Origin of the sequence: Paraburkholderia flagellata (assembly GCF_021390645.1) — a bacterium.
Classification (GTDB): Bacteria; Pseudomonadota; Gammaproteobacteria; order Burkholderiales; family Burkholderiaceae; genus Paraburkholderia; species Paraburkholderia flagellata.
In genome coordinates this window covers 1,775,163-1,802,159 of record NZ_JAJEJT010000002.1, presented here as the reverse complement: position 1 = coordinate 1,802,159, position 26,997 = coordinate 1,775,163, and the positions used below count along the sequence as shown (strand labels likewise).

General features: G+C 64.7%; 19 protein-coding genes. 7 read left to right on the top strand and 12 right to left on the bottom strand.

Annotated features, from left to right (window positions below; translation table 11 throughout):
• Nucleotides 1–9 precede the first annotated feature (9 nt).
• Both L0U83_RS22385 and L0U83_RS22380 read left to right on the top strand, forming a co-directional pair.
• Entirely contained in the window at nucleotides 10–1,473 is a 1,464-nt protein-coding gene (locus L0U83_RS22385; protein ID WP_233886281.1) for a DUF1254 domain-containing protein, read from the top strand.
• Between the two features lie 329 nt (nucleotides 1,474–1,802).
• Nucleotides 1,803–5,573, top strand: coding sequence for a DUF748 domain-containing protein (locus L0U83_RS22380; protein ID WP_233886280.1), 3,771 nt, complete (start codon nucleotides 1,803–1,805; stop codon nucleotides 5,571–5,573).
• Between the two features lie 39 nt (nucleotides 5,574–5,612).
• On the opposite strand, the gene pdxR is transcribed toward L0U83_RS22380, so the two are convergent.
• Nucleotides 5,613–7,145, bottom strand: a complete 1,533-nt coding sequence (gene pdxR, locus L0U83_RS22375; protein ID WP_233886279.1) for a MocR-like pyridoxine biosynthesis transcription factor PdxR — start codon at nucleotides 7,143–7,145, stop codon at nucleotides 5,613–5,615.
• A 159-nt stretch (nucleotides 7,146–7,304) separates the two neighbouring features.
• On the opposite strand from pdxR, the gene L0U83_RS22370 reads away from it, so the two are divergent.
• From L0U83_RS22370 to L0U83_RS22355, 4 genes are all read left to right on the top strand, one after another.
• Complete coding sequence (locus L0U83_RS22370) at nucleotides 7,305–8,396, top strand: ABC transporter ATP-binding protein (RefSeq protein WP_233886278.1); 1,092 nt, start codon at nucleotides 7,305–7,307, stop codon at nucleotides 8,394–8,396.
• A 145-nt stretch (nucleotides 8,397–8,541) separates the two neighbouring features.
• The gene (locus L0U83_RS22365) at nucleotides 8,542–9,567 is read left to right on the top strand and encodes an ABC transporter substrate-binding protein (RefSeq protein WP_233886606.1); all 1,026 of its coding nucleotides are present in this window, start codon (nucleotides 8,542–8,544) and stop codon (nucleotides 9,565–9,567) included.
• A gap of 88 nt (nucleotides 9,568–9,655) precedes the next feature.
• Nucleotides 9,656–10,933, top strand: a complete 1,278-nt coding sequence (locus tag L0U83_RS22360; protein WP_233886605.1) for an ABC transporter permease — start codon at nucleotides 9,656–9,658, stop codon at nucleotides 10,931–10,933.
• A 13-nt stretch (nucleotides 10,934–10,946) separates the two neighbouring features.
• Nucleotides 10,947–11,786: an ABC transporter permease gene (locus L0U83_RS22355; RefSeq protein ID WP_233886277.1), complete on the top strand. Its 840-nt coding sequence runs from the start codon at nucleotides 10,947–10,949 to the stop codon at nucleotides 11,784–11,786.
• Nucleotides 11,787–11,849: 63 nt separating this feature from the next.
• Here L0U83_RS22355 and L0U83_RS22350 read toward each other — a convergent pair whose 3' ends face one another.
• The 6 genes from L0U83_RS22350 to L0U83_RS22325 all read right to left on the bottom strand — a co-directional run bounded on the left by L0U83_RS22350 (nucleotide 11,850) and on the right by L0U83_RS22325 (nucleotide 18,726).
• Nucleotides 11,850–13,325: an amidase gene (locus tag L0U83_RS22350; protein ID WP_233886276.1), complete on the bottom strand. Its 1,476-nt coding sequence runs from the start codon at nucleotides 13,323–13,325 to the stop codon at nucleotides 11,850–11,852.
• A 120-nt stretch (nucleotides 13,326–13,445) separates the two neighbouring features.
• Nucleotides 13,446–14,957 carry an efflux transporter outer membrane subunit gene (locus L0U83_RS22345; protein WP_233886275.1) on the bottom strand — a complete coding sequence of 504 codons (1,512 nt, stop codon included), beginning with the start codon at nucleotides 14,955–14,957 and terminating at the stop codon, nucleotides 13,446–13,448.
• Between the two features lie 16 nt (nucleotides 14,958–14,973).
• Nucleotides 14,974–16,116: an ABC transporter permease gene (locus L0U83_RS22340; RefSeq protein WP_233886274.1), complete on the bottom strand. Its 1,143-nt coding sequence runs from the start codon at nucleotides 16,114–16,116 to the stop codon at nucleotides 14,974–14,976.
• Complete coding sequence (locus L0U83_RS22335; RefSeq protein ID WP_233886273.1) at nucleotides 16,113–17,066, bottom strand: ABC transporter ATP-binding protein; 954 nt, start codon at nucleotides 17,064–17,066, stop codon at nucleotides 16,113–16,115. The genes L0U83_RS22340 and L0U83_RS22335 overlap by 4 nt, the downstream gene beginning before the upstream one ends.
• A complete protein-coding gene (locus tag L0U83_RS22330; RefSeq protein ID WP_373321078.1) occupies nucleotides 17,063–18,013 on the bottom strand; it encodes an HlyD family secretion protein in 951 nt (316 codons plus the stop codon). Before L0U83_RS22330 ends, L0U83_RS22335 begins: the two co-directional genes overlap by 4 nt.
• Nucleotides 18,010–18,726, bottom strand: a complete 717-nt coding sequence (locus tag L0U83_RS22325) for a TetR/AcrR family transcriptional regulator (protein WP_233886272.1) — start codon at nucleotides 18,724–18,726, stop codon at nucleotides 18,010–18,012. Before L0U83_RS22325 ends, L0U83_RS22330 begins: the two co-directional genes overlap by 4 nt.
• 177 nt (nucleotides 18,727–18,903) lie before the next feature.
• Between L0U83_RS22325 and L0U83_RS22320 the strand changes: the two genes are divergently transcribed.
• The gene (locus L0U83_RS22320) at nucleotides 18,904–19,506 is read left to right on the top strand and encodes a response regulator transcription factor (protein WP_233886271.1); all 603 of its coding nucleotides are present in this window, start codon (nucleotides 18,904–18,906) and stop codon (nucleotides 19,504–19,506) included.
• Nucleotides 19,507–19,607: 101 nt separating this feature from the next.
• On the opposite strand, the gene acnA is transcribed toward L0U83_RS22320, so the two are convergent.
• From acnA to L0U83_RS22295, 5 genes are all read right to left on the bottom strand, one after another.
• A complete protein-coding gene (gene acnA / locus L0U83_RS22315; protein WP_233886270.1) occupies nucleotides 19,608–22,325 on the bottom strand; it encodes an aconitate hydratase AcnA in 2,718 nt (905 codons plus the stop codon).
• 76 nt (nucleotides 22,326–22,401) lie between these two features.
• Nucleotides 22,402–23,853, bottom strand: coding sequence for a bifunctional 2-methylcitrate dehydratase/aconitate hydratase (locus L0U83_RS22310; RefSeq protein ID WP_233886269.1), 1,452 nt, complete (start codon nucleotides 23,851–23,853; stop codon nucleotides 22,402–22,404).
• A gap of 19 nt (nucleotides 23,854–23,872) precedes the next feature.
• Nucleotides 23,873–24,400, bottom strand: coding sequence for a hypothetical protein (locus L0U83_RS22305; protein ID WP_233886268.1), 528 nt, complete (start codon nucleotides 24,398–24,400; stop codon nucleotides 23,873–23,875).
• A gap of 287 nt (nucleotides 24,401–24,687) precedes the next feature.
• Nucleotides 24,688–25,701: an HpcH/HpaI aldolase/citrate lyase family protein gene (locus tag L0U83_RS22300; protein WP_233886267.1), complete on the bottom strand. Its 1,014-nt coding sequence runs from the start codon at nucleotides 25,699–25,701 to the stop codon at nucleotides 24,688–24,690.
• Between the two features lie 187 nt (nucleotides 25,702–25,888).
• Nucleotides 25,889–26,875, bottom strand: a complete 987-nt coding sequence (locus L0U83_RS22295) for a malate dehydrogenase (RefSeq protein WP_201696106.1) — start codon at nucleotides 26,873–26,875, stop codon at nucleotides 25,889–25,891.
• Between the last annotated feature and the right edge of the window lie 122 nt (nucleotides 26,876–26,997).

Below are 26,997 nucleotides of genomic sequence, written 5' to 3'. Positions count from 1 at the left end.
AACCAACAAATGACAACAATACATCGAGCATTCTCGCCGTACCGTAGCTGCTCCGTGCTTGCCTGCCTCGCCTTGATTGCCGGATGCGCCTCGGCGCCAAGCGACGTTGCGCCGAAAAGCAACGGCTGGATGAAGGACGAAGTCTCCGACTCCTATGTGTTCGGCTATCCGGTCGTGCTGATGGACGTGTCGCGCGAAGCCGCCACGGGTACCGGCCCCGGCCAGGCTGCGCCGAACACACTGCGCCACGCGCAGTCGCTGCCGCCCGTCGGAGCTTCGAGCCCGCCCGAACCCAACCTCGATACGCTGGCTTCCAGCGGCTGGCTCGACGTCTCGAGCGAGCCGGTGCTCGTCACGCTGCCCGACACGCACGGCCGCTACATGGACGCGCGTGCGCTCGACATGTGGACGAACGTCGTCTGGTCGACGGGCGCGGCGCAAACCGGCGAACGCGTCAGCGGCCTGAAAGCGCAAACGATTGCATTCGTTCCGGCCGGCTGGAAAGGCACGCTGCCCGCGCGCGTGAAGCGCGTGGACGTGACGACGCGCTACGTGTGGTTCCTTGCGCGCGTTCAGACGCACGGCGGCGGCGATCTTGCGGCCGCGCGGCGGCTGCAGCACGGCCTGCAGGTCACGGCCCTTTCCGGCTGGGACGATCGCGGCGGGCGCGGCAAGGCGGGTGCACGCGGCAACGGCGGCGCGCGCGGCAACGAACCGGTCGGCGCCACGCAGAGCGGCGATCCGGCGGCACCGGGCTCGCCGTCCGCCCAGGTCGCGGCGCTCGACGCGAACGCTTTCTTCGGCCGGCTCGCTCAGGCGCTGGAAGACAACCCGCCCACGGCGGACGACGCGCACGCGCTCAAGATTCTCGGCGACATCGGCGTGCATCCGGGCGACCCGGCGCAACTGCCCTCGGGCGCGAAGGACGCCGCGGTCGTGAAGGCGGGTCTCGCGGACGCCCGCACGCGCGTCGCGACGCCGCCACCCAACCTGCTGGCGGGCAACGGCTGGCTCTGGGTGGGCGACGACGCAGGCAACTACGGCCCCGACTACGCGCTGCGGGCCTACGCGGCGTACACGTCGCCGGGTCTTCCGACTACCCGCGACGAAGTGCGCGCCCGTGTGAGCCAGGACAGCGACGGTCATGCGCTCAACGGCGCGAACCGCTACACGATCCACTTCACGGCGAAGCAGTTGCCGCCGGTGCGCGGCTTCTGGTCGATCACGGCCTATACGACCGATGGCGCGCTCGACGCCGACGCGCCCGTGCGTGTGGCGTTCGGCGACCGCAGCGGCGCGCGGCGCAACCGCGACGGTTCGCTCGATGTGCACGTGAGCGCCGAGCGGCCGCGCGGCGGCGCGAACTGGGTGCCGGCGCCGCATGGCGACTTCCGCCTTGTGATGCGGCTCTACGCCGCGAAGCCACAAGCGACCGATGGCAGCTGGCAGCCGCCCGCCGTCGAGCGGCAGTAAGCGCTGAACCGGGCTGAACCAGGCGTTGACGGGACTGCGTCCCGCCAACGCTTTTTTTGCGCCGCGTAAGCCCATTCAAGCCCACTCAAGCGCGCAACGCCCGCGTTCCCCGCCCGCATTTTCATGCATCTCGCAACACGCGCGGCATCCACCGGGCAATCGCACTTCCGTTGTTACTTCTTGTTGCGCAATACCTGCGCCTCGGGCGGCGTTTTACCGCCGTCCGATCTTCTATCGGACCTATACTTCCGGCTGTCGGCATCCCCGGATTTCCGACTTCAGACCCACATACCGCGGCGGGCCTGTTGCCGCATTATCCGCAAGCAAGCATGGCAAGCCTCAACAAAGCGTCGCTCAACTCTTCCTTGCAATCGGTGCGCGCCGTCGCGCGTGCGCCCCGCACCCGGCGCATCCTCACGGGCGTCGTCATCTTTCTCATTGTGTTCGGTCTGGTCGGCTTCTTCGCCGCGCCGCCCATCATTCGTCATGTCGCCGAACAGCAACTGAGCAAGCAGCTCGACCGACCCGTCACGATCGGCCGCATCGCGCTCAATCCGTACACGCTGCGTCTCGAAGCGGACCGCGTGCATATCGGCGAGCGCGGCGGCAATGGCGACTTCTTCGATGTTTCGCGCGCCGTCGTGCAGGCGTCGTGGTCGTCGATCTTTCGCGCGGCGCCCATCGTGGACGAACTGCGGCTCGACTCGCCGCGCGCGACGATCGTGCGGCTCGACGCGCAGCATTTCAACTTCTCGGACCTCATCGAGAAGTTCTCGACGCCCTCGAAACCGAACAGCAAGCCCACGCCGTTTTCGGTTTCAAACATCCGCGTCGAGAACGGCCAGATCACCTTCGACGATCGCCTGCTCAACGAAAAGCACGTGATCGACCGCTGGTCGCTTGGCATTCCGTTCATCGCCACGCTGCCTTCCAAGACCGACATCTTCGTCCAGCCGATGCTGCGCGCGCGCATCGACGGCGCGAGCACGCTCGCCATCGACGGCAAGACCAAGCCGTTCTCCGCGTCGCGCGAGTCGGAAGTGGAACTGCGCCTGACCGACCTCGACGTGCCGAAGCTCCTCAGCTACGCGCCCACGAAGCTGCCCGTCACGGTAAAAAGCGGCAAGCTCTCGACCAACCTCAAGCTCGACTTCGTGATGGCGGGCGAGCAGCCCACGCTACGCGTGACGGGCACGACCGACCTGAACGACTTCGACTCGACCGACAACGCCAACGCGCCGTTTTTCGGCGCGCGCAGCCTGCACGTGGCGGCGGCCTCGCTCGAACCGTTCAGCAACGTCTATCGCTTCGACGATATCCGGCTCGATGCACCGACCGTCTGGCTCGCACGCGACAAGCAAGGTGTGCTGAGCGTCGAAAAGCTGATGGGCACGCCGGCGGCGCAAAAGGAGCAGGCCGCCAACGCCGCGCCGGCTTCGGGCGCATCGGGTGCTGCGGCAACGCAAGCGGCCCCCGCTGAAACGAAGCCCCCGCCGCTCGATCTGTCGATCCGCCAGTTCGCTCTCACGAGCGGCACCGTGCACGTGCATGACGAGGTGCCATCGCGGCCCACGGAATTCGACCTCACTGACGTCACGACCACGCTTACGAACTTCTCGACGACGGCGAAAGCGGGCACGCCCTACACCTTCGCGATGAACCTGCGCGAAGGCGGCTCGGCGAAGGTCGCGGGCGCGCTCAGCCTCGCCGCGAAAACGGCCGATGCGAAGATCGAGCTTCAGCAGGTGGCGCTGCCACTCTCACAGCCCTATATCGACAACGTGACCGCTGCGCAGATCATCGGCGGCAAGCTGAACCTCACGTCACAGCTCACTGCCAACTGGGCGCAGCAGCCCGCCGTCGTGCAGGTCGGCCAGAGCACGCTCGGGCTCGAGTCGCTGAAGGTCGCCGCACGCGGAGCGAACGCGCCGGCGATTACGCTCGCTCAGGGCACGGTGCAGGTGAGCGGCATCGACCTCAACGCACGCAAGGCGCAGATCGCCTCGGTGGACTTGACCGGCCTCGTGGTGAACGCCGAGCGCCAGAAGGACGGCAAGATCGACCTGGCGCAGCTTGCCTCCGCGCATCAGGCGGCGCCCGAGCGCACGGCGATTCACGCGGCCCAGAAGTCGGTGCAGGAAGGTCCGGCCTGGCGCTACACGATCGATGCCCTCACGCTGAACAACGGCACGATCAACTTCACGGACAGCTCGACGCAGCGCCCGGCGAAGCTCGCCATCACGCCGTTCGACCTGAAGATCCAGCAGATCAGCGACGACCTGCGGCACCCGCTGCCGATCGACCTGAAGGCGACCGTCAACCGGAAGGGCACACTGGCGCTGAGCGGCAAGATCAACCCCACGCCGCTCACGGCGCAACTCAAGATCGACGCGAACCGGCTCGACGCTGCCGCGTTCGAACCTTACTTCGGCAATCAGCTCAATGCGGTGATCGCGAGTGCGCTGCTCAACATGAACGGGCAGCTTTCCGTGGAGCAGGGCAAGGCGCTCAAGGCCAACTATCGCGGCGACGCGGCGCTCGTGGACGTGCGCATGCTCGACAAGGCCACGTCCGGCCCGTTCGCGGGCTGGCGCTCGCTCGCGCTCACGAACCTGAAGGCGGATTACGACGACGCGCGCGGCACCGACGTCGACGCGAGCCGCGTGACCTTCTCCGGCTTCTACGGCCGCGTGCTGCTCGATGCGCAGGGCAAGCTCAATCTCAAGGACGTGGTCGCGCATCAAACCGGCGCGGCGCAGTCGCTCACGCAGGACACGAGCGGCAAACCCGGCGCGCGCGAACCCGTGCCGCTCACGCCGCAAGCGGCGAGCGCACCCGTTCAGACCGCTTCCGCACCCGCGCCGGCTTCGGCGCCTGCAACGGTCGTGGCCGCGCAGGCGCCGAAAAACCCCGTGCGCATGCACTTCGGCGAGCTCGTGCTGCAAGACGGCCGCGTGAACTACACCGACAACTTCATCAAGCCGAACTACACCGCCGATCTCGTGCAGATCCACGGCACGGTGGGCGCGTTCGGCACGGAATCGACGACGCCCGCACCTGTGGACGTTTCAGCGAAGCTCAAGGCGAATGGGCCGCTCTCGATCAAGGGCACGATAAACCCGCTCATCGAGAAGCCCTCGCTCGACCTCACGGCGAGCGCGCACGATATCGAACTCACGAATCTCACGCCGTACTCGGCGAAGTACGCGGGCTACCCGATCACGAAGGGCAAGCTCAACGTCGACCTGCACTATCAGCTCGAGAACGACCAGCTCTCGGCGAACAACCATATCTTCATCGACCAGCTCACGTTCGGCGATCACATCGACAACGACACGGCGACCAAGCTGCCGGTGCGTCTCGCGATCTCGCTGCTGAAGAATCGCAAGGGTGAGATCGACGTGAACATTCCGGTGTCGGGCTCACTCTCGAACCCCGAGTTCAGCCTGGGCGGTCTGATCTGGAAGGCGGTGCTCAACCTGATCGCGAAGGCGGTGACCGCGCCGTTCACGCTGCTCGCCAACGCATTTGGCGGCGGCGGCGAAGATCTTGGCTATGTCGAATTCGCCGCGGGCACGGCAACGCTGACCGACGCCGACCAGAAGAAGCTCGACACGATCGTGAAGGCGCTCGACGACAAACCCTCGATCAAGATCGACCTGATCGGCCGCGTCGATCCGGCCGTGGACACGCCTGCTCTGCGCGAGCGATACGTCGATCGCCTCGTGCGGCTTCAAAAGGTGAAGGACACGGTGGGCAACGGCGAGAGCGTGGATACCTCGCAGGTCAAGGTGGACGACAAGGAATACGAAAAGTACCTCACCAAGGCCTATAAGGATGCCGACTTCAAGAAGCCGCGCAACATGGTCGGTTTCACGAAGACGCTGCCCGTGGACGACATGAAGCAGGCGCTGGCCGACCACGCGCCTGTCGACGATGCAGCCTTGCGCAATCTCGCTCAGCAGCGCGCGCAAGCGGTGCAGCAATACTTCGAAGGCAAGGTCGATCCGAGCCGCGTGTTCATCGTGGCGCCGAAGCTGGATGCGAAGGGCATCGACGACAAGGGCGCGACTACCCGTGTGGACTTCGGGTTGAAATAAGCGGAGCGATTCAATGCGGCGGCGCGCTTCGGTTCAGGTTCAGCCGGCGCGCCGCAGCTTTTTCGGCCTCGCAAACGCGTGTTCCTCGATCACCTGCGCGAGCGTCGCAAAGGCCGGCGCGATTTCCTCGTGAGGCACGCACGCGTAACCCGTTAGCAATCCTTTGCGATCTTGGCGCCTACTGTAGTAGGCCGCAAGCGGGCGTACGATCACGCCCGCATCGTAGGCGGCCGTAGCGACGGCGCGATCGTCGGCGTGGTCGGGCAGGCCGAGCACGAAGTGCAGGCCCGCTTCCTCGCCCATGACCGGCAGCGCGTCGCCGAAATGGCGCGTGACCGCGTCGATCAGCAACTGGCGCCGCTCGCCATAGAGCGTGCGCATGCGGCGCACGTGCGAGGTGAGATAGCCGTCCATGATGAATTCGGCGAGCACCGCTTGCTGCATGAGCTGGCCTTCGCGATACAGCTCCGCCACGCCCGTGCGGAACGTGGCCGCGAGCCGCTCGGGCACGACCATGTAGCCGATGCGCAGGCCCGGAAACAGCAGCTTGCCGAGACTGCCGACGTAGATCACGCGGTCCGACTCGTCGAGACCTTGCAGTGAGGCAAGCGGGCGGCTGCCGTAGCGGAACTCGCTGTCGTAGTCGTCCTCAATGATCCATACCTTGTGCTGGCGCGCGTATTCGAGCAGCGTGCGGCGGCGCGCGAGGCTCATCACCATGCCGAGCGGGTATTGATGCGAAGGCGTGACGAGCGCGATGCGCGGCGGGTCGCGCAGGTCCTGTTCGCGCGGATTGAGCCCTTCCTCGTCGACGGGAATGGGCGCGAGCGTCAATCCTGAGGACTGCAACACACTGCGCGCGCCCCAATAGCACGGTTCTTCCACCCATGCGCGGTCGCCTACGTCGGCGAGCAGACGCACGGCGAGATCGATGGACTGGTGAATGCCGGTCGTGATGATGATCTGGTCCGGCGTGCAGCGCACCGAGCGCGCCACGCGCAGATAGTCCGAAAGCGCACGCCGCAGCGGCCGGTAGCCGCCGCCGGGCGCGTAGGTTAGCAAACCATGATTCGCCGATTTCCACAGCCGCGCCTGCAGGCGGCTCCACGTGCGCGCGGGAAATTCGGCCACGTCGGGCACGCCCGGCATGAAGGCGCCCCACTGCTTGGCGGACACGCCCGCCTCATCGATGAGCCGTTGGCCCCGCGACGACATGTCGCCGCGTGGGGAGGCGCCGCGCGCGTCGTCATCCTCGTCGGCTGAGGCGGCGGGCGGCGCTGCCGTGCTCACGGCGGCCGAGTCGGGGCGTGTGTCGGCGACATAGGTGCCGCTGCCCGTGGTCGAGATCACGTAGCCCTCGGCGCTCAGCTGGTCGTACACGTGCAGCACGGTGTTGCGCGCCACGCCGAGGTCGCCGGCCAGCGTGCGCGAGCTGGGCAGCTTGGTGCCGGGCGCGAGCCGGCCCGTCAGGATGGCCTGCTGCATGAGCTGCAGCAGCTGGCGGTAGGCGGGCTCGGCGCTTTCCTTGTCGAGCTGCGCCGCGAGCCATTCGGACAGGATGACCATGGCCAAGTGGTTCCATCGATAATAATGAAATGGCTCCATGGTATAGAGCCGGGAGCATCTATAGTAATTCGCACGTCAGTTTCGGTTAATGCCTGCGACAGGATTTATTTAATCGCGTCAGAATAGGCGGGCCGGGAGAAAGAGCAAGCAATGGAGACAGGGCGAATGAAGACCTCGGATGTGATCGTCAGCTTTCGCGGCGTACGCAAGACGTACGACGGCGAGACACTGGTCGTCAAACAACTTGACCTTGATATTTACCAAGGAGAGTTTCTGACGCTGCTCGGGCCTTCCGGATCGGGCAAAACCACCTGCCTGATGATGCTCGCCGGCTTCGAGTTTCCCACCGGCGGCGAGATCCGCCTCGAAGGCAAGCTGCTCAACAATGTGCCGCCGCACAAGCGCGACATCGGCATGGTGTTTCAGAACTACGCGCTCTTTCCGCATCTCACGGTCGAGCAGAACGTCGCTTACCCTCTGGGCGTGCGCAAGGTGCCCACTGCCGAGCGCGCGCAGCGCGTGAACGACGCGCTCAAGATGGTCCGCATGGAAGGCTTCGCGAAGCGCTATCCCGCGCAGCTCTCGGGCGGCCAGCAGCAGCGCATCGCGCTCGCCCGCGCGCTTGTGTTCCAGCCCAAGCTCGTGCTGATGGACGAGCCGCTCGGCGCGCTCGACAAGCAATTGCGCGAACATATGCAGTACGAACTGAAATCGCTGCACGAAAAGCTCGGCGTCACCTTCGTATATGTCACGCACGATCAGGGCGAAGCGCTCACGATGTCGGACCGCGTGGCCGTGTTCGACAAGGGCATCGTGCAGCAGCTCGACAGCGTGGACCGGCTCTACGAGTCGCCGTGCAACGAATTCGTGGCGAACTTCATCGGCGACAGCAACCGGCTGCGCGGCACCATCGCCGCCGTGGATGGCGAGTACTGCGAAATGCATCTCGCCGACGGTACGCGTCTCAAGGGCCGCAACGTGGCGGGTGCGCAGGCCGGTGCCGCGGCTGTCGCCTGCATTCGCCCCGAGCGCATGAAGCTCGCGAATGGTTCGAAGGGCAATGGCACGAACGCGCTGGCGGGTGAAGCGCGTGGCCTCATCTATTTCGGCGACCACGTGCGCATGCGCTGTGGCCTGCCCCAGCAGGACGAGTGCTTCGTGAAGGTGCCGCTCGGCACCGAGGCGCTCCACGGCTTCGCGCCCGGCCAGCCGGTCGCACTCGAATTCGCGCCTGAGCATCTGCGCGTGTTCGCGTGAGGCGTGCGGGCGCGGCGCGCAATCTCGCGCGCCGTCGCTTCGCAAAGCAAGCGTCTCGACGATCGGGCCACGTTTCTCGCATCGAATGGCCCGGCAAGACAAACCACCAAGGAGAAGGGACTCAACCATGAAGCAGATCGGCAACATGCGCGTTGCAGCGGTCGCGGCCGCGCTCGCACTCTCGTTCGGCGTGGCGAATGCCGCGGAGCTGACCGTCGTGAACTTTGGCGGCGCCAATGGCAATGCGCAGAAGGCGGCGTTCAACGAGCCGTTCCAGGCGCAGACGGGCAACAAGATCACCGCTGTCGAGTACAACGGCGAGCAGGCCAAGGTGAAGGCCATGGTCGACGCGAAGCACGTGGACTGGGACGTGGTGGAAGTCGAAACCGGCGACATCGCGCGCGGCTGCGACGAAGGTCTCTACGAGAAGCTCGACTGGGCCAAGCTCGGCAACAAGGGCGACTTCATGAAAGAGGCGCAACAGCCCTGCGGAGCAGGCTTTTTCGTGTGGTCGACGGCGCTCGCCTACAACGCCGACAAGCTCAAGACCGCACCTGCGAACTGGGCCGACTTCTGGGACGTGAAGAAATTCCCGGGCAAGCGCGGCATGCGCAAGGGCGCCCGCTACAACATGGAATTCGCACTGATGGCCGACGGCGTTGCGCCGCAGGACGTCTACAAGGTGCTCTCGACGAAGGCCGGTCAGGACCGCGCTTTCAAGAAGCTCGATGAACTGAAGCCGAACATCCAGTGGTGGGAAGCCGGCGCGCAGCCGCCTCAGTTCCTCGTGGCGGGCGACGTGGTGATGTCCACGGCGTACAACGGCCGTATCGACGCCGCGCAGCGTGAGGGCAAGAACCTCAAGGTGGTGTGGACCGGCAGCATTTACGACCTCGACTACTGGGCGATCCCGAAGGGCGCGCCGAACAAGGCGCTGGCCGAGCAGTACATCGCCTACACGCTTTCGACGAAGCCGCAGCAGGCGTACGCGCAGCACATCGCGTACGGCCCGGTGAACGCGAATGCGATCAAGGCGCTTGATGCGAAGACGCTCGCCAACCTGCCGAATTCGCCGGCCAACGGCAAGAACGCCATTCAGGAAAACCTCACGTTCTGGACCGATCACGGCGACGAGCTGGAGCAGCGCTTCGCCTCGTGGGCCGCGAAGTAAGTGTGATGGAGTGACGCTCCGGTGCGTAAGCACCGGAGCGTTTGGCTGCTTCGTGCGGCCCAGAGGCTGGAGACAGTAAGTGACCACAATGACGACCGTGACCAACGGTGCCGGCACGGCACGCGAAGAGACCGCGCGCCTGAAGCGCGAACTGCGCGTGGCGCAAGCGAAGAAGCGCACGATGGCGCTCATGCTGATCGCGCCGCTCGCGATCTTTTTGCTGCTGATTTTCGTGGTGCCGATCGCCGCGCTGCTCACACGCGCGGTGCAGAATCCCGAAGTGGCGGCGGCGCTGCCGCATACCATTACGGCGCTGCGCGACTGGGACCGCAAGAGCGCGCCGCCCGACACGGCCTACGCGGCGCTAGCGCAAGACCTGACCGTTGTGCGGGAAGGCGACGCGATGGGCGCACTGGCGCGCCGCCTGAACGTGGAAATCGCGGGCTTTCGCTCGCTGGTCGCGAAGACGGCGCGCGCCATGCCGCTCGCAGACGACAACGGCAAACCGCTCACGCTCACCCCCGCGCAAACGCGCGCCAAAATCGTCGAACTCGACGACCGCTGGAGCGACGTCGCTTACTGGCAGGCCATCGCCAAGAACAGTTCGCGCTATTCACCGTTCTATCTGCTCGCCTCGCTCGATCACCGGCAGGACGCGTTCGGCCGTATCGTGGCCGCCGACCCTGAGCAGCAGATCTATCTCGACGTGTTCGGCCGCACCTTCGTCATCAGCGTGTTCGTGACCGTGTTCGCGCTGCTGCTCGGCTACCCGCTCGCCTACTGGATCTCGACGCTCTCCGAGCGCCGCGCGAATCTCGTGATGATCCTCGTGCTGATTCCGTTCTGGACGTCGATTCTCGTGCGCGTGGCCGCGTGGATCGTGATTCTTCAGGGCGAGGGCCTCGTCAACAAGGCGCTGCTGGGCACGGGCCTCATCTCGCATCCATTGACGCTGCTATTCAATCGCACGGGCGTCTATATTTCGATGACGCACATCCTGCTGCCGTTCATGGTGCTGCCGCTCTACAGCGTGATGAAGTCGATTCCGCCCACGTACCAACGCGCTGCCGTGTCGCTCGGCAGCCATCCGTTCGCGGCCTTCTGGCGCGTGTACGTGCCGCAGACCTATCCTGGCGTGGGTGCGGGCGTGCTGCTCGTGTTCATTCTCTCGATTGGCTACTACATCACGCCGGCGCTGCTCGGCGGCCCCGGCGACCAGATGGTCAGCTACTACGTGGCGTACTTCACCAACGTGTCGATCAACTGGGGGATGGCCTGCGCGCTCGGCGCGCTGCTGCTCGCGGCGACCACGGTGCTCTATTTCGTCTACGGGCGCTTCACGCGCACGCAACTGAGCCTCGGCTGAGGAAGGCGCAATCATGAAATTCGCCAAACCGCTTTTTGCGCCGCATATGTCGGCTGTCGAACGCGTGTGGTACTTCGCGCTGCGCGCGCTCGTCGTGCTCACGCTGCTGTATCTGATCCTTCCCGTGCTCGCGATCGTGCCGCTGTCGTTTTCGTCGAGCACGTTCCTCGTTTATCCGATTCCGGGCTGGTCGCTGCGCTGGTATGAGAACCTCGTGATGTCGGACGAATGGCGTATGGCCGCGAAGAACAGCTTCATCGTGGGCCCGGCGGCAACGCTCGTGGCGACCGTGCTCGGCACGCTCGCGGCCATCGGTATCACCAAGGCCGATTTCCGCGGCAAGTCGGTGCTCATGGCCGTGCTGATCTCGCCGATGATCGTGCCGGTGGTCGTGGTGGGCGTAGGCATGTATCTGTTCTTCGCGCCGCTCGGTCTCGCCAATACGTATCTCGGGCTGATCCTCGCGCACGCGTCGCTCGGCGTGCCGTTCGTCGTGACGACAGTCGCGGCCACGCTGCAGGGCTTCAATCACAATCTCGTGCGTGCGAGCCTTTCGCTCGGGGCGAATCCGGTCACGACGTTCTTCCGCATCACACTGCCCGTTATCGCGCCGGGTGTCATTTCGGGCGCGCTCTTTGCGTTCGCGACTTCGTTCGATGAGGTGGTCGTGACGCTCTTCCTCGCGGGCGCCGACCAGACCACGTTGCCGCGCCAGATGTTCACGGGCATCCGCGAAAACATCAGCCCGACGATCGCTGCGCTCGCAACGATCCTGATCGTGTTTTCCACGTGTTTGCTGCTCGCGCTCGAATGGTTGCGCGGCAGGAATGCAGCGCGCGCGGTGAAGGCGTAATGGTGTGAGATGTCGATGGAGCAAAAAGGCAGCGCCGCGGCGCTGCCTTTTTGCTTCTGCGCGTTACGCCTGAAGCAGCGCTGGAACGCGCCGCTTGATCCACTGCGTGGCTCGATCGTACGCGTGAGCGAGTTGCAGCACCGAAAGATCCGCCTGCGGCTTGCCAAGCACCTGCAACCCCATCGGCAGGCCTTGCGCATTGAAGCCCGCAGGTACGCTGATTACGGGCAGCCCGGCGAGACTGCCGCCAATCACCACTTCCATCCAGCGGTGATAGGTGTCCATCGCGCGGCCCGCGATCGACTTCGGCCAATGCTCGCTCGCGTCGAACGGGAAGAGTTGAGCGCTTGGCAGCACGAGGTAGTCGTAACGATCGAAGAGGGCGAGCAGGGCGTTGTACCACTGGCTGCGCGTGACCGAGGCGTTCCACACGTCTTGGCCCGAGAGCCTCAAGCCGCCTTCCACTTCCCATTGCGCTTCAGGCTTGAGCAGCGCGCGCTTTTCCGGGTCGCGATAGAGCGCGCCCAGCGTGCCCGCGCACGAGAAGTGGCGCAGCGTGATCCAGGTTTGCCACAGGCGCTCCATGGCGAAGTCGGGGCGCGCGGCCTCGACCTTGCAGCCGATCGATTCGAAGTCCTTGAGCGCCGTTTCGCACAGTGCGAGCACGCCGTCTTCCATCGGCAGATAGCCCTCGTAATCGCCCAGCCAACCGATGCGCGCGCAACCAAAATCACGTTCGAGCGGGCCCGCGAACTGTGCGGAATCTTCCGCGATGGAAAGCGGTGCGCGCGCGTCGTAGCCCGCCTGGGTGGAGAGCAGCATCGCGAGGTCGGGCACGTTGCGGGCCATCGGTCCCGCGTAACCGAGCTGGTGGAAGAACAGGTCGTGCGCAGGCACGGAGGGCACGCGCCCTTGCGACGGACGGAACCCGAACACGTTGTTCCAGCCGGCAGGATTGCGCAGCGAGCCCATCATGTCGCTGCCGTCGGCTACCGGCAGCATGCGCAGCGCGAGCGCCACGGCCGTGCCACCGCTGCTGCCGCCCGCGCTGCGCGTGGGGTCGTAAGCGTTGAGCGTGGTGCCGAAGACCGTGTTGTAGGTGTTCGAGCCAAGGCCGAATTCCGGCGTGTTCGTCTTGCCGATGAAAATCGCACCCTGTGCGCGCATACGCGCGGCCATCAGGGAGTCGGTTGCGGGCACTTCGTTGCGGAACAGCGGCGAGCCTTGCGTGTACGGAATGCCGGCCGTAGGCGTGAGGTCCTTCGGCGCTTGCGGCATACCGTGCATCCAGCCAAGGTACTCGCCTCGCGCGAGCTGGGCGTCGCGTTCGCCGGCCTCGGCGAGCAGCGTGGCGCGCTCGCGCAGTGAAACGATGGCGTTGGCCGGCGTATTCACACGCTCGATATGGTCGAGAAACGCCGTCATCACTTCGCGGCAGGACACCTTGCGCAGGCGTATCCATTCCGAAAGCTGGAGCGCGTCGGCTGCGACGAGATCGTTGGGGGACAGTTTTGCGGGGGACGGCTGTGCCTGGTTCATACGTGTCTCTCGTTTGCGGATGGAGCAGGGGGAGGATCATTGTCGCGCAGCCGCTGCGCAAGCGGAAGGAAACGAATGGTTGCCGTTATGGCTGGATGGTTGCCGCGTGCGGCCGCTGGATTAGCGAACGGGCGCGGCGGGCGCCGATGTATCGTTGACCGCCGCAGGGACCTCTGTGGCTGGGAGCGTGGCGCCACCCAAGGCTTGATAGAGCGCTGCGGTGTCAGTTAGCCGATCCGCATGAACGCGCGTGCGGTCGAGCATCGTCTGGAGTGCCTGGCGTTGCGCATCGATCAGCGAAAACTCGCTCACGCCGCCTGCGCTGTAGCGTGTTTGTGTGATCGCCGCGTTGGCCTGTGCCTCGCGGGCGGCGTCGTCGCGCGCTTGCAGTTCGATCGCATCGTTCTGGAGCGCCTGCAGTGAGTCGGCGACCTGCTGCAACGCTTGCAGGACAGTCTGACGATAGTCGGCGAAGGCGGCTTCATAGGCGGCTTCTGATGCACGCTTCTTCGCGCGCAATTCGCCGCCATGGAACAGCGGTTGTGTGAGGCCGAGACCCACGTTCCAGATATTGAGTCCGTTGACGACGTCCTCGATGTGCGTGCGCTCCGATCCAATTCCCGCAGAGAGCGAGATCTGTGGAAAGAGATTGGCGGTTGCCACGCCGACGTTCGCGCTGGCCTGGTGCAGCAGTGCCTCGACGGCGCGTATGTCGGGACGCTCGCGGGCCAGCGTGGAAGGCACAGTGAGCGAGACGGTATCGGGCAGATTCAGTGTATCGAGAGAAAGTGCGTCGAGCGGCGCGGCGAATTGCGAAGGCGCTACGCCCAGCAGCGTTGCGAGCTGATGCTCCGCCGCATCGCGCTGCGTTTCGAGCGGCGGCAGCGAGGCGCGTGTTTGGGCGAGCAGGGTGCGCTGGCTTCGCACGTCGATTTCCGCTACGCCGCCGGCAACATAGCGCGCTTGCATGATCGCGAGCTGGCGTGCCTGCGTTTGCGCAAGTTCCGTCGTGAGGTCGATCTGGCGTTGCAGCGACGCGCGACGTATGGCGGCAGCGACCACGTTGCCGGCCACCGAAAGTCGCGCAGCCTCCATTTCGTATGCCTGATAATCGACCTGGGCGAGCATGGCTTCAAGCGCGCGACGGTTGGCGCCGAACACGTCGAATACGTACGAGACGCTGACCGAAGCGTTGTAAAGCGTAAATGGCGGCGGATTTGGCACTTGCGTAATGCCGAATGCAGCGAGATCGACCTTCTGCCGCGTGCCAGACAGTTTCAGATCGACGGACGGAAAGTTCGTCGCGCCCGCCTGCGCGTTGTAGTTTTCGCGCGCTTGCACGAGCTTGGCGCGTGCCGAGTCGAGCGTAGGGCTCGCGCGCAAGGCCTGATCGACGAGTGCGTTCAACGGCGCACTGCCGAATTGTGTCCACCACGCGTTCGGCGCGTGTTCCGCTGTGGCGAAGGTCTGCGCCCCGCCGCCGGGGCCTGTTGCACTGGCGGTCGTCGCGGGCACGGGCTCGCGCGTCCATCCTGTGGCATCGGGCGCGGCGGGCGTGTGGAAATCGGGGCCCACGGTGCAGCCCGAGAGCGTGAGCACAAACAGGAGGGCAAAGGCGGCGTCGCGCGTCATGGTGATGTGCCTCGCGCTAATCGAGCGTGCGCCGGTAAAAGCGTACGGCGATCGCCATGACCGCGACTGTGAAGACGGCGAGCGGCCAGACCGCAGGCCACAAGTCGGTCCAGCCGTTGCCCTTGAGCAGGATGCCGCGCACGAGCCGGTTGAAATACGTGAGCGGCAGCAGATTGCCGAGCCACTGCGCCCAGCGCGGCATGCCGCCGAACGGGAACATGAAACCGGAGAGCAGCAGGCTTGGCAGGAAATAGAACATCGTCAGCTGCATGGCCTGCAACTGGTTTTGCGCGAGCGACGAGAGCGTGATGCCCACCGTGAGATTCGCGGCGATGAAGAGCAGCGCTGAAAGATAGAGCGTGACGAGACCGCCCGCGAACGGCACATGAAACACGTAGCGCGCGGCGAGCACGATGATGGTCGCCTGGATCAGCCCAATCGCCACGTACGGAATGATCTTGCCCGTCATCACCTCGATGGGCAGCACGGGCGTAGCGAGCAGATTCTCCATCGTGCCGCGCTCGCGCTCGCGCGTGATGGCAAGGCCCGTCATCATCACCATCGTCATCGTGAGGATCACGCCCATGAGGCCCGGTACCACGTTGTATTGCGTAATGCCCTCGGGGTTATAGAGCCGGTGCACCTGCACGTCGAACGCGGCCGGCGTGCCGTTCAGGTGTGCGAGCGGGCCGGTGAGGTCCTTCGCGACGACGGGCGCGACGAGCCCCGGCAGCGCGGCGAGCGCGGTGGTGATGGCGGTGGGGTCACTCGCATCGGCTTCGACGAGCAGCGAGGGTCTTTCGCCGCGTAGCAGGCGTCGCGAGAAATCAACAGGAATGCTAAGCACGAACTGAATCGTGCCGCGCGCGAGCGCTTGGCGCGCCGAGGCTTCGTCGGGCAGCGTTTCGATTACGTCGAAATAGGCGGAATTTCGCATACCCGCGACGAAGCTGCGTGCGAACACGCTGTCCTCGCCCACGACAATGGCCGTGGGCAGATGCTTGGGGTCGGTGTTGATCGCGTAGCCAAACAGCGTGAGCTGGATGATCGGCAGGCCAACGATCATCGCGAACGTGATGCGGTCGCGCTTGAGCTGCAAGAACTCCTTGAGCACGATGCTCCACCAGCGCGCCACGGAAAACGAGAACGACGCGCTCACGACGTCACTCCGTAGTTATCCTGAGCATGGCTCATCAGGTAGATGAAGACATCTTCGAGGCCGGTGTCGATGCGTTCCGCGCGCAACGGCTGGCCTTCCACGGCGCGCGCGACCGCGGTGGCGAGCGCCGCATGATCGCGTCCGCTGGCATGCAGCGCGGAGCCGAACACCACGGTTTGCTCGATGCCCGGCGCGTTGCGCAACTGCGCGGCCAGCGTGCTGAGCCGCTCGCCGTGAATTGCCCATGTTTCGAGGTTCTGTTCTGCGATCACTTCAGCAGCGGTGCCCTGCGTGAGCAGCTTGCCGTAGGCAATATAGGCGAGCTTGTGGCAGCGCTCGGCTTCGTCCATGTAATGCGTGCTCACGAGCACCGAAATGCCCCGCGCGGCGAGCCGGTGCAACTCCTCCCAAAAATCGCGGCGCGCGGTAGGATCAACGCCCGCAGTCGGTTCGTCGAGCAGCAGCAGTTCGGGCTCGTGCAGCATGCAGGCCGCGAGTGCGAGCCGCTGCTTCCAGCCGCCCGAAAGCGCGCCCGTGAGCTGGCTCGCGCGGCTCGCGAGCCCGAGCGATTCGAGCGCGCGGTCGACGGCTTCGCGGCGGTTCGGCATCTGGTAGATGCGTGCGACGAAGTCGAGGTTCTCGCGGATCGTCAGGTCTTCCCAGTACGAAAAGCGCTGCGTCATGTAGCCCACGTGACGCTTGATCTGCGCGCTCTCGCGCAGGATGTCGTAGCCCAGGCACGTGCCTGAACCGGAGTCGGGGGTGAGCAGCCCGCACATGAGTCGAATCGACGTGGTCTTGCCGCTGCCATTGGGGCCGAGAAAGCCGAAGATCTCGCCGCGCCCCACACGCAGCGACACGTCGTTCACGACATGCTTGCTGCCGAAATGCTTGTTGAGATTGCGTACGTCGATGGCGTAGTCACCGGCGGATTGATCAGGTGTGCTCATTGCAGCGTCACCTCGACCGGCTGGCCCGGATGCAGCTTGACGGCGTCCTGTGCGGAAGGCCGCGCCTCGATCATGAAAACGAGCTTCGCGCGGTTCTCGTTGCTGTAGATGACGGGCGGCGTATATTCGGCGGCGTTCGAAATCCACGTGATGGTGGCGGGAACCGCGGCGGCGCAACCGTCGCAACGCACGTTGACTTTGCGGCCGGGCGCGAGCGATCCGACTATCGTTTCGGGTACGAAGAAGCGCACCTTCACGTTCTGCGGCGGCAACATCTGCACGACAGGGTTGCCCGCCTGCACCCACTCGCCCACTCGAAATAGCGTGTCATACACGAGGCCGCCGCTGGGCACGCTCACGCGCTTCTGGTCGAGCCGCCACTGTGCCTGCGCGAGCGAGGCGCGCGCGGCCTCGACATCGGCGGCCTGGGCGGCGATTTGCGCGGTACGCCCCGGCAGATTCGCGACGCGCACCTGGTTTTGCAGTTCGCGCACCTGGGCGGCCGTGGAGGCGGCCTGCGCGCGCGAGTCGTCGAGTTGCGCCTGTGCAATGCCGCCTGCGCGCAGTTGCGCCTCGTCGCGCGTGAGTTGCAGCGCGGCCTTGTGCGCGTTCGCCTCGGCCTGCGCGAGCTGCGCCTCGGTCACACGCACTTCGGGCGGGCGCTTGCCGGTTTGGAGGTCGGCGAGCTGCTTCTGCGAGGCAGTGAGCCGATGTTGTGCCTCGTCGCGCGCGGCCGCTTCCTCGACGGAGTCGAGGGCGAAGGCGGGCGCATTGGCGGCCACTGTTTGCCCGCGTTGCACTTCGAGGTGCGTGAGCGTTCCCGACTGCGACGACGCGAGATAGACATACTCGCCTTCTGCATAGCCCTGCCAGCCGGGCGCTCCTTGCCTGGAACACGCGGCGAGCACGAACGCCATGACGCATAGGCAGGCAATGCTGCGGTTCATGGCGAGTCTCCCTTGCGGCCCGCGGCGCGGCGCACGCGCTTGTCCTGCGGCGCTGGGCGCAAGGCCGCACGCAACAGCGCGCTTACATGCCGATGCAGCGCCTCGCGCTCGATCTTCGGAAAGCCACGCGTGCTTTGCCAGATCTTCGACGTGGCGAGCGGCAGCATGACGAGCGCGAGAATCGAGATGAAGAGTAGCGGCGCTTCAAGTTCAGCATTGACGCTGCCGTCGCGCTGCGCTTCGCCAATGCGCGCGGCAAAGCGTTGCAACTGCTCGGTAGGTAGCCGCTTGAGCATGCGCTCGCGCAGCAGGCCACCTTCGTTGACGATTTCGCGCAGCCACAGCGGCGGCAGCCAGGGCATGCGCGAGGTGACTTCAAAGAGCCTCGCGAGCAGTTCCTCCACGAGGGCGTGAGGGTCTTGCGCGACCTCGCCCTCCACACTCTCCCACACGAACGCAATGGAGCGCGCGATGCGCTCGTCGACCACGGCGTCGAGCAGCTTTTCGCGGTTCGTGAAGTAGTAGTGAACCATGGCGGACGTCACACCCGCGGCCTCGGCGATCTGCGCCATGGTGGTGGCCGCAATGCCCTGCTCGCCGAACAGTTGCGTGGCGCTGGCGAGCAGCCGCTCGCGCATGTCGAGGTCGGCGGCGGCGCGGCGCCGGCCTCGCGGGCGGGGCGCAGCGGCGGCGGTGCGGGTGCGCGTGATCATCGTTTCACTTTAATTCACGCGTTAGTTAAATTCAAATTACGCGCGCAATGGGTTAACCCTGGGCCAGTACCTTGAGCGTCGTTTCAGAACTTTCCTATACAAAAACGAAGACGTGTCGTTCAGGCTGTGAGATTCCCGCTGAAGGGTCAAATAAATCACTCCGCCATGGAACAAAAAATGAAACGCATCGTTGTAATCGACGACCATCCGATCGTGCTGAAGATGCTCGCCAACGTGCTGAATACGGAATACGAACTGGTGGCAGAGTGCAGCGACGGCGAAGAGGGCCTTCGCCTCGTTCAGCAATTGCATCCCGATCTGGTGATCCTCGACCTCGAGTTGCCGAAGCTCGACGGCCTTTCAGTCATCCGCGGCATTCGTGTGAAGCAGCCCGGCGCGCGCATTCTCGTGCTCTCTGCGAAGCCCGAGTTGGTCATGGCTAATCACACGCGCGTGGCGGGTGCGAACGGCTATGTCAACAAGAATCGCGGCGTGGAGGAGCTGTGCGGTGTGGTCAAGGCGGTGCTGCTCGGCTACGACTGCTTCCCGGCGGGCAGCTGCGGCGGCGGCCGCGACGTGGCGCTCAATGGGCTGTCGCCTCGCGAAGTCGAAGTGTTGCAGCATCTCGCGCGCGGCATGAGCAACAAGGGCATTGCGGCACGGCTTGGGCTTTCAGACAAGACCGTCAGCACCTATAAAACTCGCGTGCTGGACAAGCTTGGCGTGTCGTCGCTTGCGGCGTTGATCGAGTTTGCCACCTTGAACAAGCTGATCGAATAGCTCAACCCGAAGCACAGCCGAAAAAAAAGCCCGACTTACGTCGGGCTCCAAGTGTGACCGCACCCGTTACCGGGCGCGGCACCTGCAAAAAAGTGGCTTGCTTACGCTGCGAGCAGCGAGCGCAGCACGAACGGCAGAATACCGCCGTGCTTGTAGTAGTCGACTTCGATCGGCGTGTCGATACGCAGCAGCACCTGCACGCGCTGATCCTTGCCGTCCTTGTGGTGGATCACGAGCGTCAGGTCCTGTTGCGGCTTGAAGTCGTCCGTCAGGCCTTCGATGTCGAACGTTTCTTCGCCAGTCAGGCCGAGCGATTGCACGCTGTCCGAGCCCTTGAACTGCAGCGGCAGAACGCCCATGCCGACCAGGTTCGAGCGGTGGATACGCTCGAAGCTGCGTGCGACCACGGCCTTCACGCCCAGCAGCTGCGTGCCCTTGGCTGCCCAGTCACGCGACGAACCCGTGCCGTACTCTTCGCCTGCAAACACCATGGTCGGCGTGCCGGCGTCGATGTACTTCATGGCGGCGTCGTAAATCGACAGCTGTTCGCCGCTCGGCTGGTGAAGCGTCAGGCCGCCTTCCACGCGCGTGCCGTCGGCCTTCGCCGGGATCATCAGATTCTTGATACGCACGTTCGCGAAGGTGCCGCGCATCATCACGTCGTGGTTGCCGCGGCGCGAGCCGTAGCTGTTGAAGTCGGCCTTCTGCACGCCGTTTTCCTTCAGCCACTTGCCGGCGGGCGAGTCTTCCTTGATCGAGCCAGCCGGGCTGATGTGGTCGGTCGTGACCGAGTCACCGAAGATGCCCAGTGCGCGCGCGCCCTTGATCTCGGCCACTTCCGACGACGGCGTCATCGAAAAATCGCTGCCGAAGAACGGCGGCTCGGCGATGTAGGTCGACTTCGGCCAGTCGTAGACCTGACCTTCTTCGCCTTCGATCTTGCTCCACAGGTCGCCCTTCTTCGTGAGCTGGCTGTAGTTCTTCTGGAACGCGTCCGGGTCGAGCGCGAACTTGAGCAGCGCGTTGACTTCGTCGCTCGTCGGCCAGATGTCGCCGAGGTAGATGTCGCGGCCGCCCTTGCCCTTGCCGACCGGTTCCGTCATCAGGTCGCGCGTGATGTTGCCCGCGATCGCGTAAGCGACGACCAGCGGCGGCGAGGCCAGGAAGTTCGCGCGGATGTTCGGGTGGATACGCGCTTCGAAGTTGCGGTTGCCCGAGAGCACCGCTGCCGCGACGACGTCGTTCTTGACGATCGACTCGTTCAGCTCGGCCGTCAGGTCGCCGGCGTTGCCGATACAGGTCGTGCAGCCGTAAGCCGCGAGCTCGAAGCCGAGCTTCGAGAGGTAGGGCAGCAGGCCCGTCTTCGTCAGGTATTCCGTGACGATGCGCGATCCCGGAGCGAGCGACGTCTTGATGTGCGGCGCGACCGTCAGGCCCGCTTCCACGGCCTTCTTCGCGAGCAGACCGGCGGCCAGCAGCACGCTCGGGTTCGACGTGTTCGTGCACGACGTGATCGCGGCGATCAGCACGTCGCCGTTGTGCAGCTTGACCTTGTCGCCCGCCGCGTATTCGGCGGAGAGGTCGGCGGCCTTCTTGTTGAAGCCGTTTTCCGCGACCGGCTTCGAGAACAGGTCGGTGAAGGTCGACTTCACGTGGCCGATTTCGATACGGTCTTGCGGGCGCTTCGGACCGGCCAGCGAGGGCGCGACCGTGCCGAGGTCGAGGACGAGCGTCTTCGTGTAGTCGATGTCGCCGGCCTTCGGCACGCCGAAGAGATCCTGGGCCTTGAAGTAGTTCTCGAACGCGGAGATTTCAGCTTCCGTGCGGCCCGTGCCCTTGAAGTAGTCGATCGTCTTCTCGTCGACCGGGAAGAAGCCCATCGTTGCGCCGTACTCGGGCGCCATGTTGCCGATGGTCGCGCGGTCGGGCACGCCGATCGACGCCGTGCCTTCGCCGAAGAACTCGACGAACTTGCCGACGACCTTTTCCTTGCGCAGCATTTCGGTAATGGTCAGCACGAGGTCCGTTGCCGTGCAGCCTTCGCGCAGCTTGCCCTTCAACTCGACGCCGACGACGTCCGGCGTGAGGAAGTACACCGGCTGGCCGAGCATGCCGGCTTCGGCTTCGATGCCGCCCACGCCCCAGCCCACCACGCCGATGCCGTTGATCATCGTGGTGTGCGAGTCGGTGCCGACGAGCGTGTCCGGGTAGTAGACGGTATCCGCGCCTTCAGCCTTCTTGTGCACGCCGCGCGCGAGGTATTCCAGGTTGACCTGGTGGACGATGCCGATGCCCGGCGGCACGACCTTGAACGTGTCGAACGCCTGCATGCCCCACTTCATGAACTGGTAGCGCTCGTTGTTGCGCTGGAATTCCAGCTTCATGTTCAGGTCGAGCGCGTCCTTCTGGCGGAAGTAGTCGATCTGCACCGAGTGGTCGACGACGAGGTCCACCGGCACGAGCGGTTCGATGACCTTGGGGTCCTTGCCAACCTGCTTGGCCACGCCGCGCATGGCGGCGATGTCGGCGAGCAGCGGCACGCCCGTGAAGTCCTGCAGCACGACGCGGGCGACGACAAACGGGATTTCGTCGACGCGCGAGGCGTTCGGCTTCCAGTTCGCGAGTTGCTCGATGTGCTCTTCCGCGATCTTCTTGCCGTCGTAGTTACGCAGCACAGACTCGAGCACCAGACGGATCGAGACCGGCAGACGATTGATCTTCACGCCAAGCTGCTTGCCGAGTTGCGGCAGCGAGTAGAACTTGCCTTTGCCGGAACCGCTGTCGAATTCTTTTAGCGTTTTGTGGAGATTGTGGGCCATAGTGTTTTCCTTCGTTTAATCGCGGAAATAACGCTTACTGCTCGTTTGCTGCTGTCACTGATATCTGCCTGATTGCTCAGATCACAAACATGTCGACGTACTCGTTGACGGGCAGGGCGCAAAGCCGCGCTTCGTCCAGCGAGACATCGAGAATCGCCTGCTGCTGCTTCGCGGGGAAGCGGCGCGCGAGGTTGATTCGAAACTTCTCGATCAAAAGCGGGATGCCTTCTTCGCGCCGCCGCTTGTGGCCGATCGGGTACTCCACTACGACCTCGTCGAGCGTCGTGCCTTCGATTAGCTCTATGGTGAGCGCATTCGCGATCGAACGCTTGTCCGGATCGTGATAATCCTTCGTGAACTGCGGGTCTTCCACGCATACCATTTTCGCGCGCAGGGCGTCGATGCGCGGGTCGCTCGCGACTTCGTCTTCGTAGTCGGCGGCGGTTAGACGCCCGAAGATCAGCGGCACGGCGATCATGTACTGGATACAGTGGTCGCGGTCGGCCGGGTTTGCAAGCGGGCCACTCTTGTCGATGATGCGGATCGCCGCTTCATGCGTGCGGATGGTGATGCGCTTGATGTCCCCAACCGTCCTGCCGTGTTGCGCGAGCACGCCGTACAGCGTCATCGCGGCTTCGGCGGCGGTCTGCGCGTGGAATTCAGCGGGGAACGAAATCTTGAACAGCACGTTTTCCATCACGTACGTGCCGTAGGGGCGCTGAAACTTGAACGGCTGCCCCTTGAACGAGACGTCGTAGAAGCCCCAGGTTTTCGCCGTGAGCGCCGAGGGATAACCCATCTCGCCCGTTTTTGCCATGAGCGCGAGGCGCACGGCGCGCGAGGTGGCGTCGCCTGCGGCCCACGACTTGCGCGAGCCCGTATTGGGCGCGTGGCGGTAGGTGCGCAGCGACTGGCCGTCGACCATCGCGAGGGAGACGGCGTTGATCAGTTCGTCGCGCGTGAGCCCGAGCATTTGTCCGACCACGGCGGTCGAGGCGAGCTTCACGAGCAGCACATGGTCGAGACCGATCTTGTTGAACGAGTTCTCCAGCGCAATGCAGCCCTGGATCTCGTGCGCCTTCACCATGCCTTCGAGCACGTGCTGCATGGTGAGCGGCGATTTCCCCTGAGCGATGGCGGTGCGCGAGAGCCAGTCGGCGGTCGCGAGAATGCCGCCCAGGTTGTCCGACGGATGGCCCCATTCGGCGGCAAGCCACGTGTCGTTGAAGTCGAGCCAGCGGATCATCGCGCCGATGCTGAACGCGGCCTGAACCGGGTCGAGCTGGAATGACGTGCCGGGCACCTTCGCGCCGTGCGGGACGACCGTGCCCGGCACGATCGGTCCTAGCAACTTGGTGCAGGCGGGGTAGGAGAGCGCCTCGAGTCCGCAGCCGAGGGTATCGATCAGGCAATGCCGGGCCGTCGTCAGCGCGAGCGCGCTGTCTACCCGGAAGCCCAGCACGTAGTCGACGATATCGACCAGTACCTGGTCCGGCTGCGGCCTGACGTTGGAGATCAGGGCGGACATCGAGGCGTTCCTGCGGTTCTTACTGACCCGCGGCGCCGCTGGCGGCCGCCGGAGCGCGGTTAGCCGGGTTCAGCGCTTGAGCCTGCGTCGGCGCCATGGCGCCTTGTTGCATGGCAACAGTCTTGCACTCGTCGGCCAGGCGCGAGCTGTCCTTGTCCGAGAACAGCATGGCCTTCGTCGGGATCACGACGAGGTCGAGGCCGGTTGCGGCGTCGTGGAAGCGGTCGGCGCCCGTGGTCGTGACCTGACGGGGCAGGTTGTAGTTCTTGTTCGCCCAGTGAACGGTGACGATCTGGTCACGTGCCATGTCGCCCTTCAGGTCGAATTGCGCGCCTTCAGCGCAGGTCCAGTGCTCCGAACCTTCCGGGATCGCATCGACCTTCGCTTCCTTGGCCGGATTGGCCTTGCGCTTGATGATGCGATGCTTCGGAGCAGGCTTCTTGGCAGTCGTGGTCGACGTGGTGCCTTGTGCGGCGGCGTCGGTGGCCGCCAGCATCAGCGTCGAGGACAGCGTGCCGATAACAGCGGCGATCAGCAGTTTCTTCATGGGAGTCAAACCTTTATCTATCTAAAAGCGGTTGATCAGTGCGCGGTTGAACAGGCAACCGCCGTTTGCACTGCGCGCGCCCCGAAAGCGCGCAGCGGACGCTATTTTCACCTATTTATTGCCGTGAACTTCAATTTCTCCGGCCCGGTGTTGTTTGCGCCTTGGTTCGCTAGTAACTGCCTGTAACTGTCCGTGACTGCCGTTGCTGCGCTATGCGCCACGAGATCCGCATTGTTGCCATCGCTGAGTACGTTGAAAACGTTTTCTGCGACCGATCGTGGCACGCTTCAGGCCGACTCCCCAGTCAGTTCGCCCCGCGCGAACAGCGGCGCCGCTTCGGCCGGTACGGCGCGGCCCGTGGCGCGCGCGCGGCGCAGCACGGACCAGTAATAGCGATAGCTCGCGCGGTCGTGCAGCGTGTCGCCGTGGCGTGTCGGACCCCATTGCGCGTGTTGCGCCGCCAGCAGGATTTCGGCGGCCAGGGCGATTTCTTCGTCGCGCGGCGCGAAAGCGGCCACGATTGCGGGAATCTGCGCCGGGTGAATGCTCCACATACGCGTATAGCCGAACTCGTTTCGCGCGCGTCGCGCGTCGTTCGCCACCACTTCCATGTCGCGCACTTCCGTGCTCACGTTGTGCGAGGGTACGCGGCCGAAAGCGTGGCACGCGGCCGCGATTTCGAGCTTCGCGCGGCGCACGAGCGGGTGGTCGAACTGGCCGGGCGAGCGCATTGCCGTATCGGGAATCGCGCCATCGTGCGCGGAGACGAAGTCCATCAGGCCGAAGCTCAGGGACTCGACGCCGCGCAGCGCAGCGAGGTCGAACACGCGCGCGAGCGCGCCATGCGTTTCGACGAGCAATTGAACGGGAATGGGCTTGTCGATGCCCATCTCGACGCGCGTGGCCTCGATGAACGCGGTCATTTCGGCGGCGTCGCCCACAGCGCGGATCTTCGGCAGCGTGATGAAGGCCGGCGCGCGTTTCGCGGCGCGCAGGATCATGCGCACGTCGTCGCGCCAATGCGGGTGATGGAAATCGTGGATGCGCACGCCAACGCGGCCAAAGCGGTCGTGCTCGCCGCCGATGAGCGACGCGACGAGATCGGCGTGTTCGGCTTCGCGGCCTACCTGCGCACCGTCTTCGCAGTCGAGCGTGATGTCGAATACCGGGCCCAACTGCTGCTGCAGCGCGAGCGATTTGAGCATCAGCTTCTCACTGCCCGCGTAGTGGTCGCATGCGGGCAGGATGGCAGGCGGCGCTTCGCCGTCAAACAGCACTTCGGCTGGGAGCATGGCGCGCATCTTCGGCGTCGGGAGTTGAGTTTTGTAGGAGATACCGGATTCGGATGCGTCCTGCCAGCAAGGCGCATGCGGATCGGGTGGCCCGCATAGGGCGGCCCGCGTAGGGTGGCCCGCACAGGGCGACCCGTCGGGCCCATAAAGCAGAACGGAACGGGCGTAAATCGCGCGTTCCGTTCGTACAGCTGGCTTACTTGCCGAGCAGGTGAGCCACGCCTTCGCGCTCTTCGAGCAGCTCGTTGAGCGTGCCGTCCATCTTTTCGCGCGAGAACGCGTCGATTTCCAGGCCTTCCACGCGCTTGTATTCGCCGTTTTCGCACGTCACCGGCACGCCGTAGATGATGTCTTCGGGAATGCCGTACGAGCCGTCCGACGGGATACCCATCGTGACCCACTTGCCGTTCGTGCCGAGAACCCAGTCACGCACGTGGTCGATCGCTGCGTTGGCCGCCGAAGCTGCCGACGAGAGGCCGCGCGCTTCGATGATCGCCGCGCCGCGCTTGCCGACCGTCGGGATGAACACGTTGCGGTTCCATTCGTCGTCGTTGATCAGCTTGGTCAGCGACTGGCCTTCGGCCGTGGCGACACGGAAGTCGGGGTACATCGTCGGCGAATGGTTACCCCACACGGCGAGCTTCTCGATCGAAGCGACCGGCTTGCCCGACTTGGCGGCCAGTTGCGAGAGCGCGCGGTTGTGGTCCAGACGCAGCATGGCGGTGAAGTTCTTCTTCGGCAGATCCGGTGCCGACTTCATGGCGATGTAGGCGTTCGTGTTGGCCGGGTTGCCGACGACCAGCACCTTCACGTCGCGGCTGGCGACGTCGTTCAGCGCCTTGCCCTGAACCGTGAAGATTTCAGCGTTTGCCGAGAGCAGATCCTTACGCTCCATGCCCTTCGAGCGGGGGCGTGCGCCAACCAGCAGGGCGACGTCGGCGTCCTTGAACGCGACCTTCGGGTCGTCGGTGATGACCACGCCCGCGAGCAGCGGGAATGCGCAGTCGTCCAGTTCCATCACGACGCCCTTGACGGCGGCTTGCGCTTGCGGAAGGTCGAGCAGTTGCAGGATGACGGGCTGATCCTTGCCGAGCAGGTCGCCATTCGCAATGCGGAACAGCAGGGAGTAAGCGATCTGACCTGCGGCGCCGGTGACGGCAACGCGCTTTGCGGGCTTAGCCATTGAAAATCTCCAGGAAGATGCGTTAGACGCCAGGGTAAAACGCCATTCTATATGCGCGATACACGAAGCGTAGGTGAAACAGGCGGTCTTTCTCGCTGGCGTGCGCGCTTCACTGGAACAAC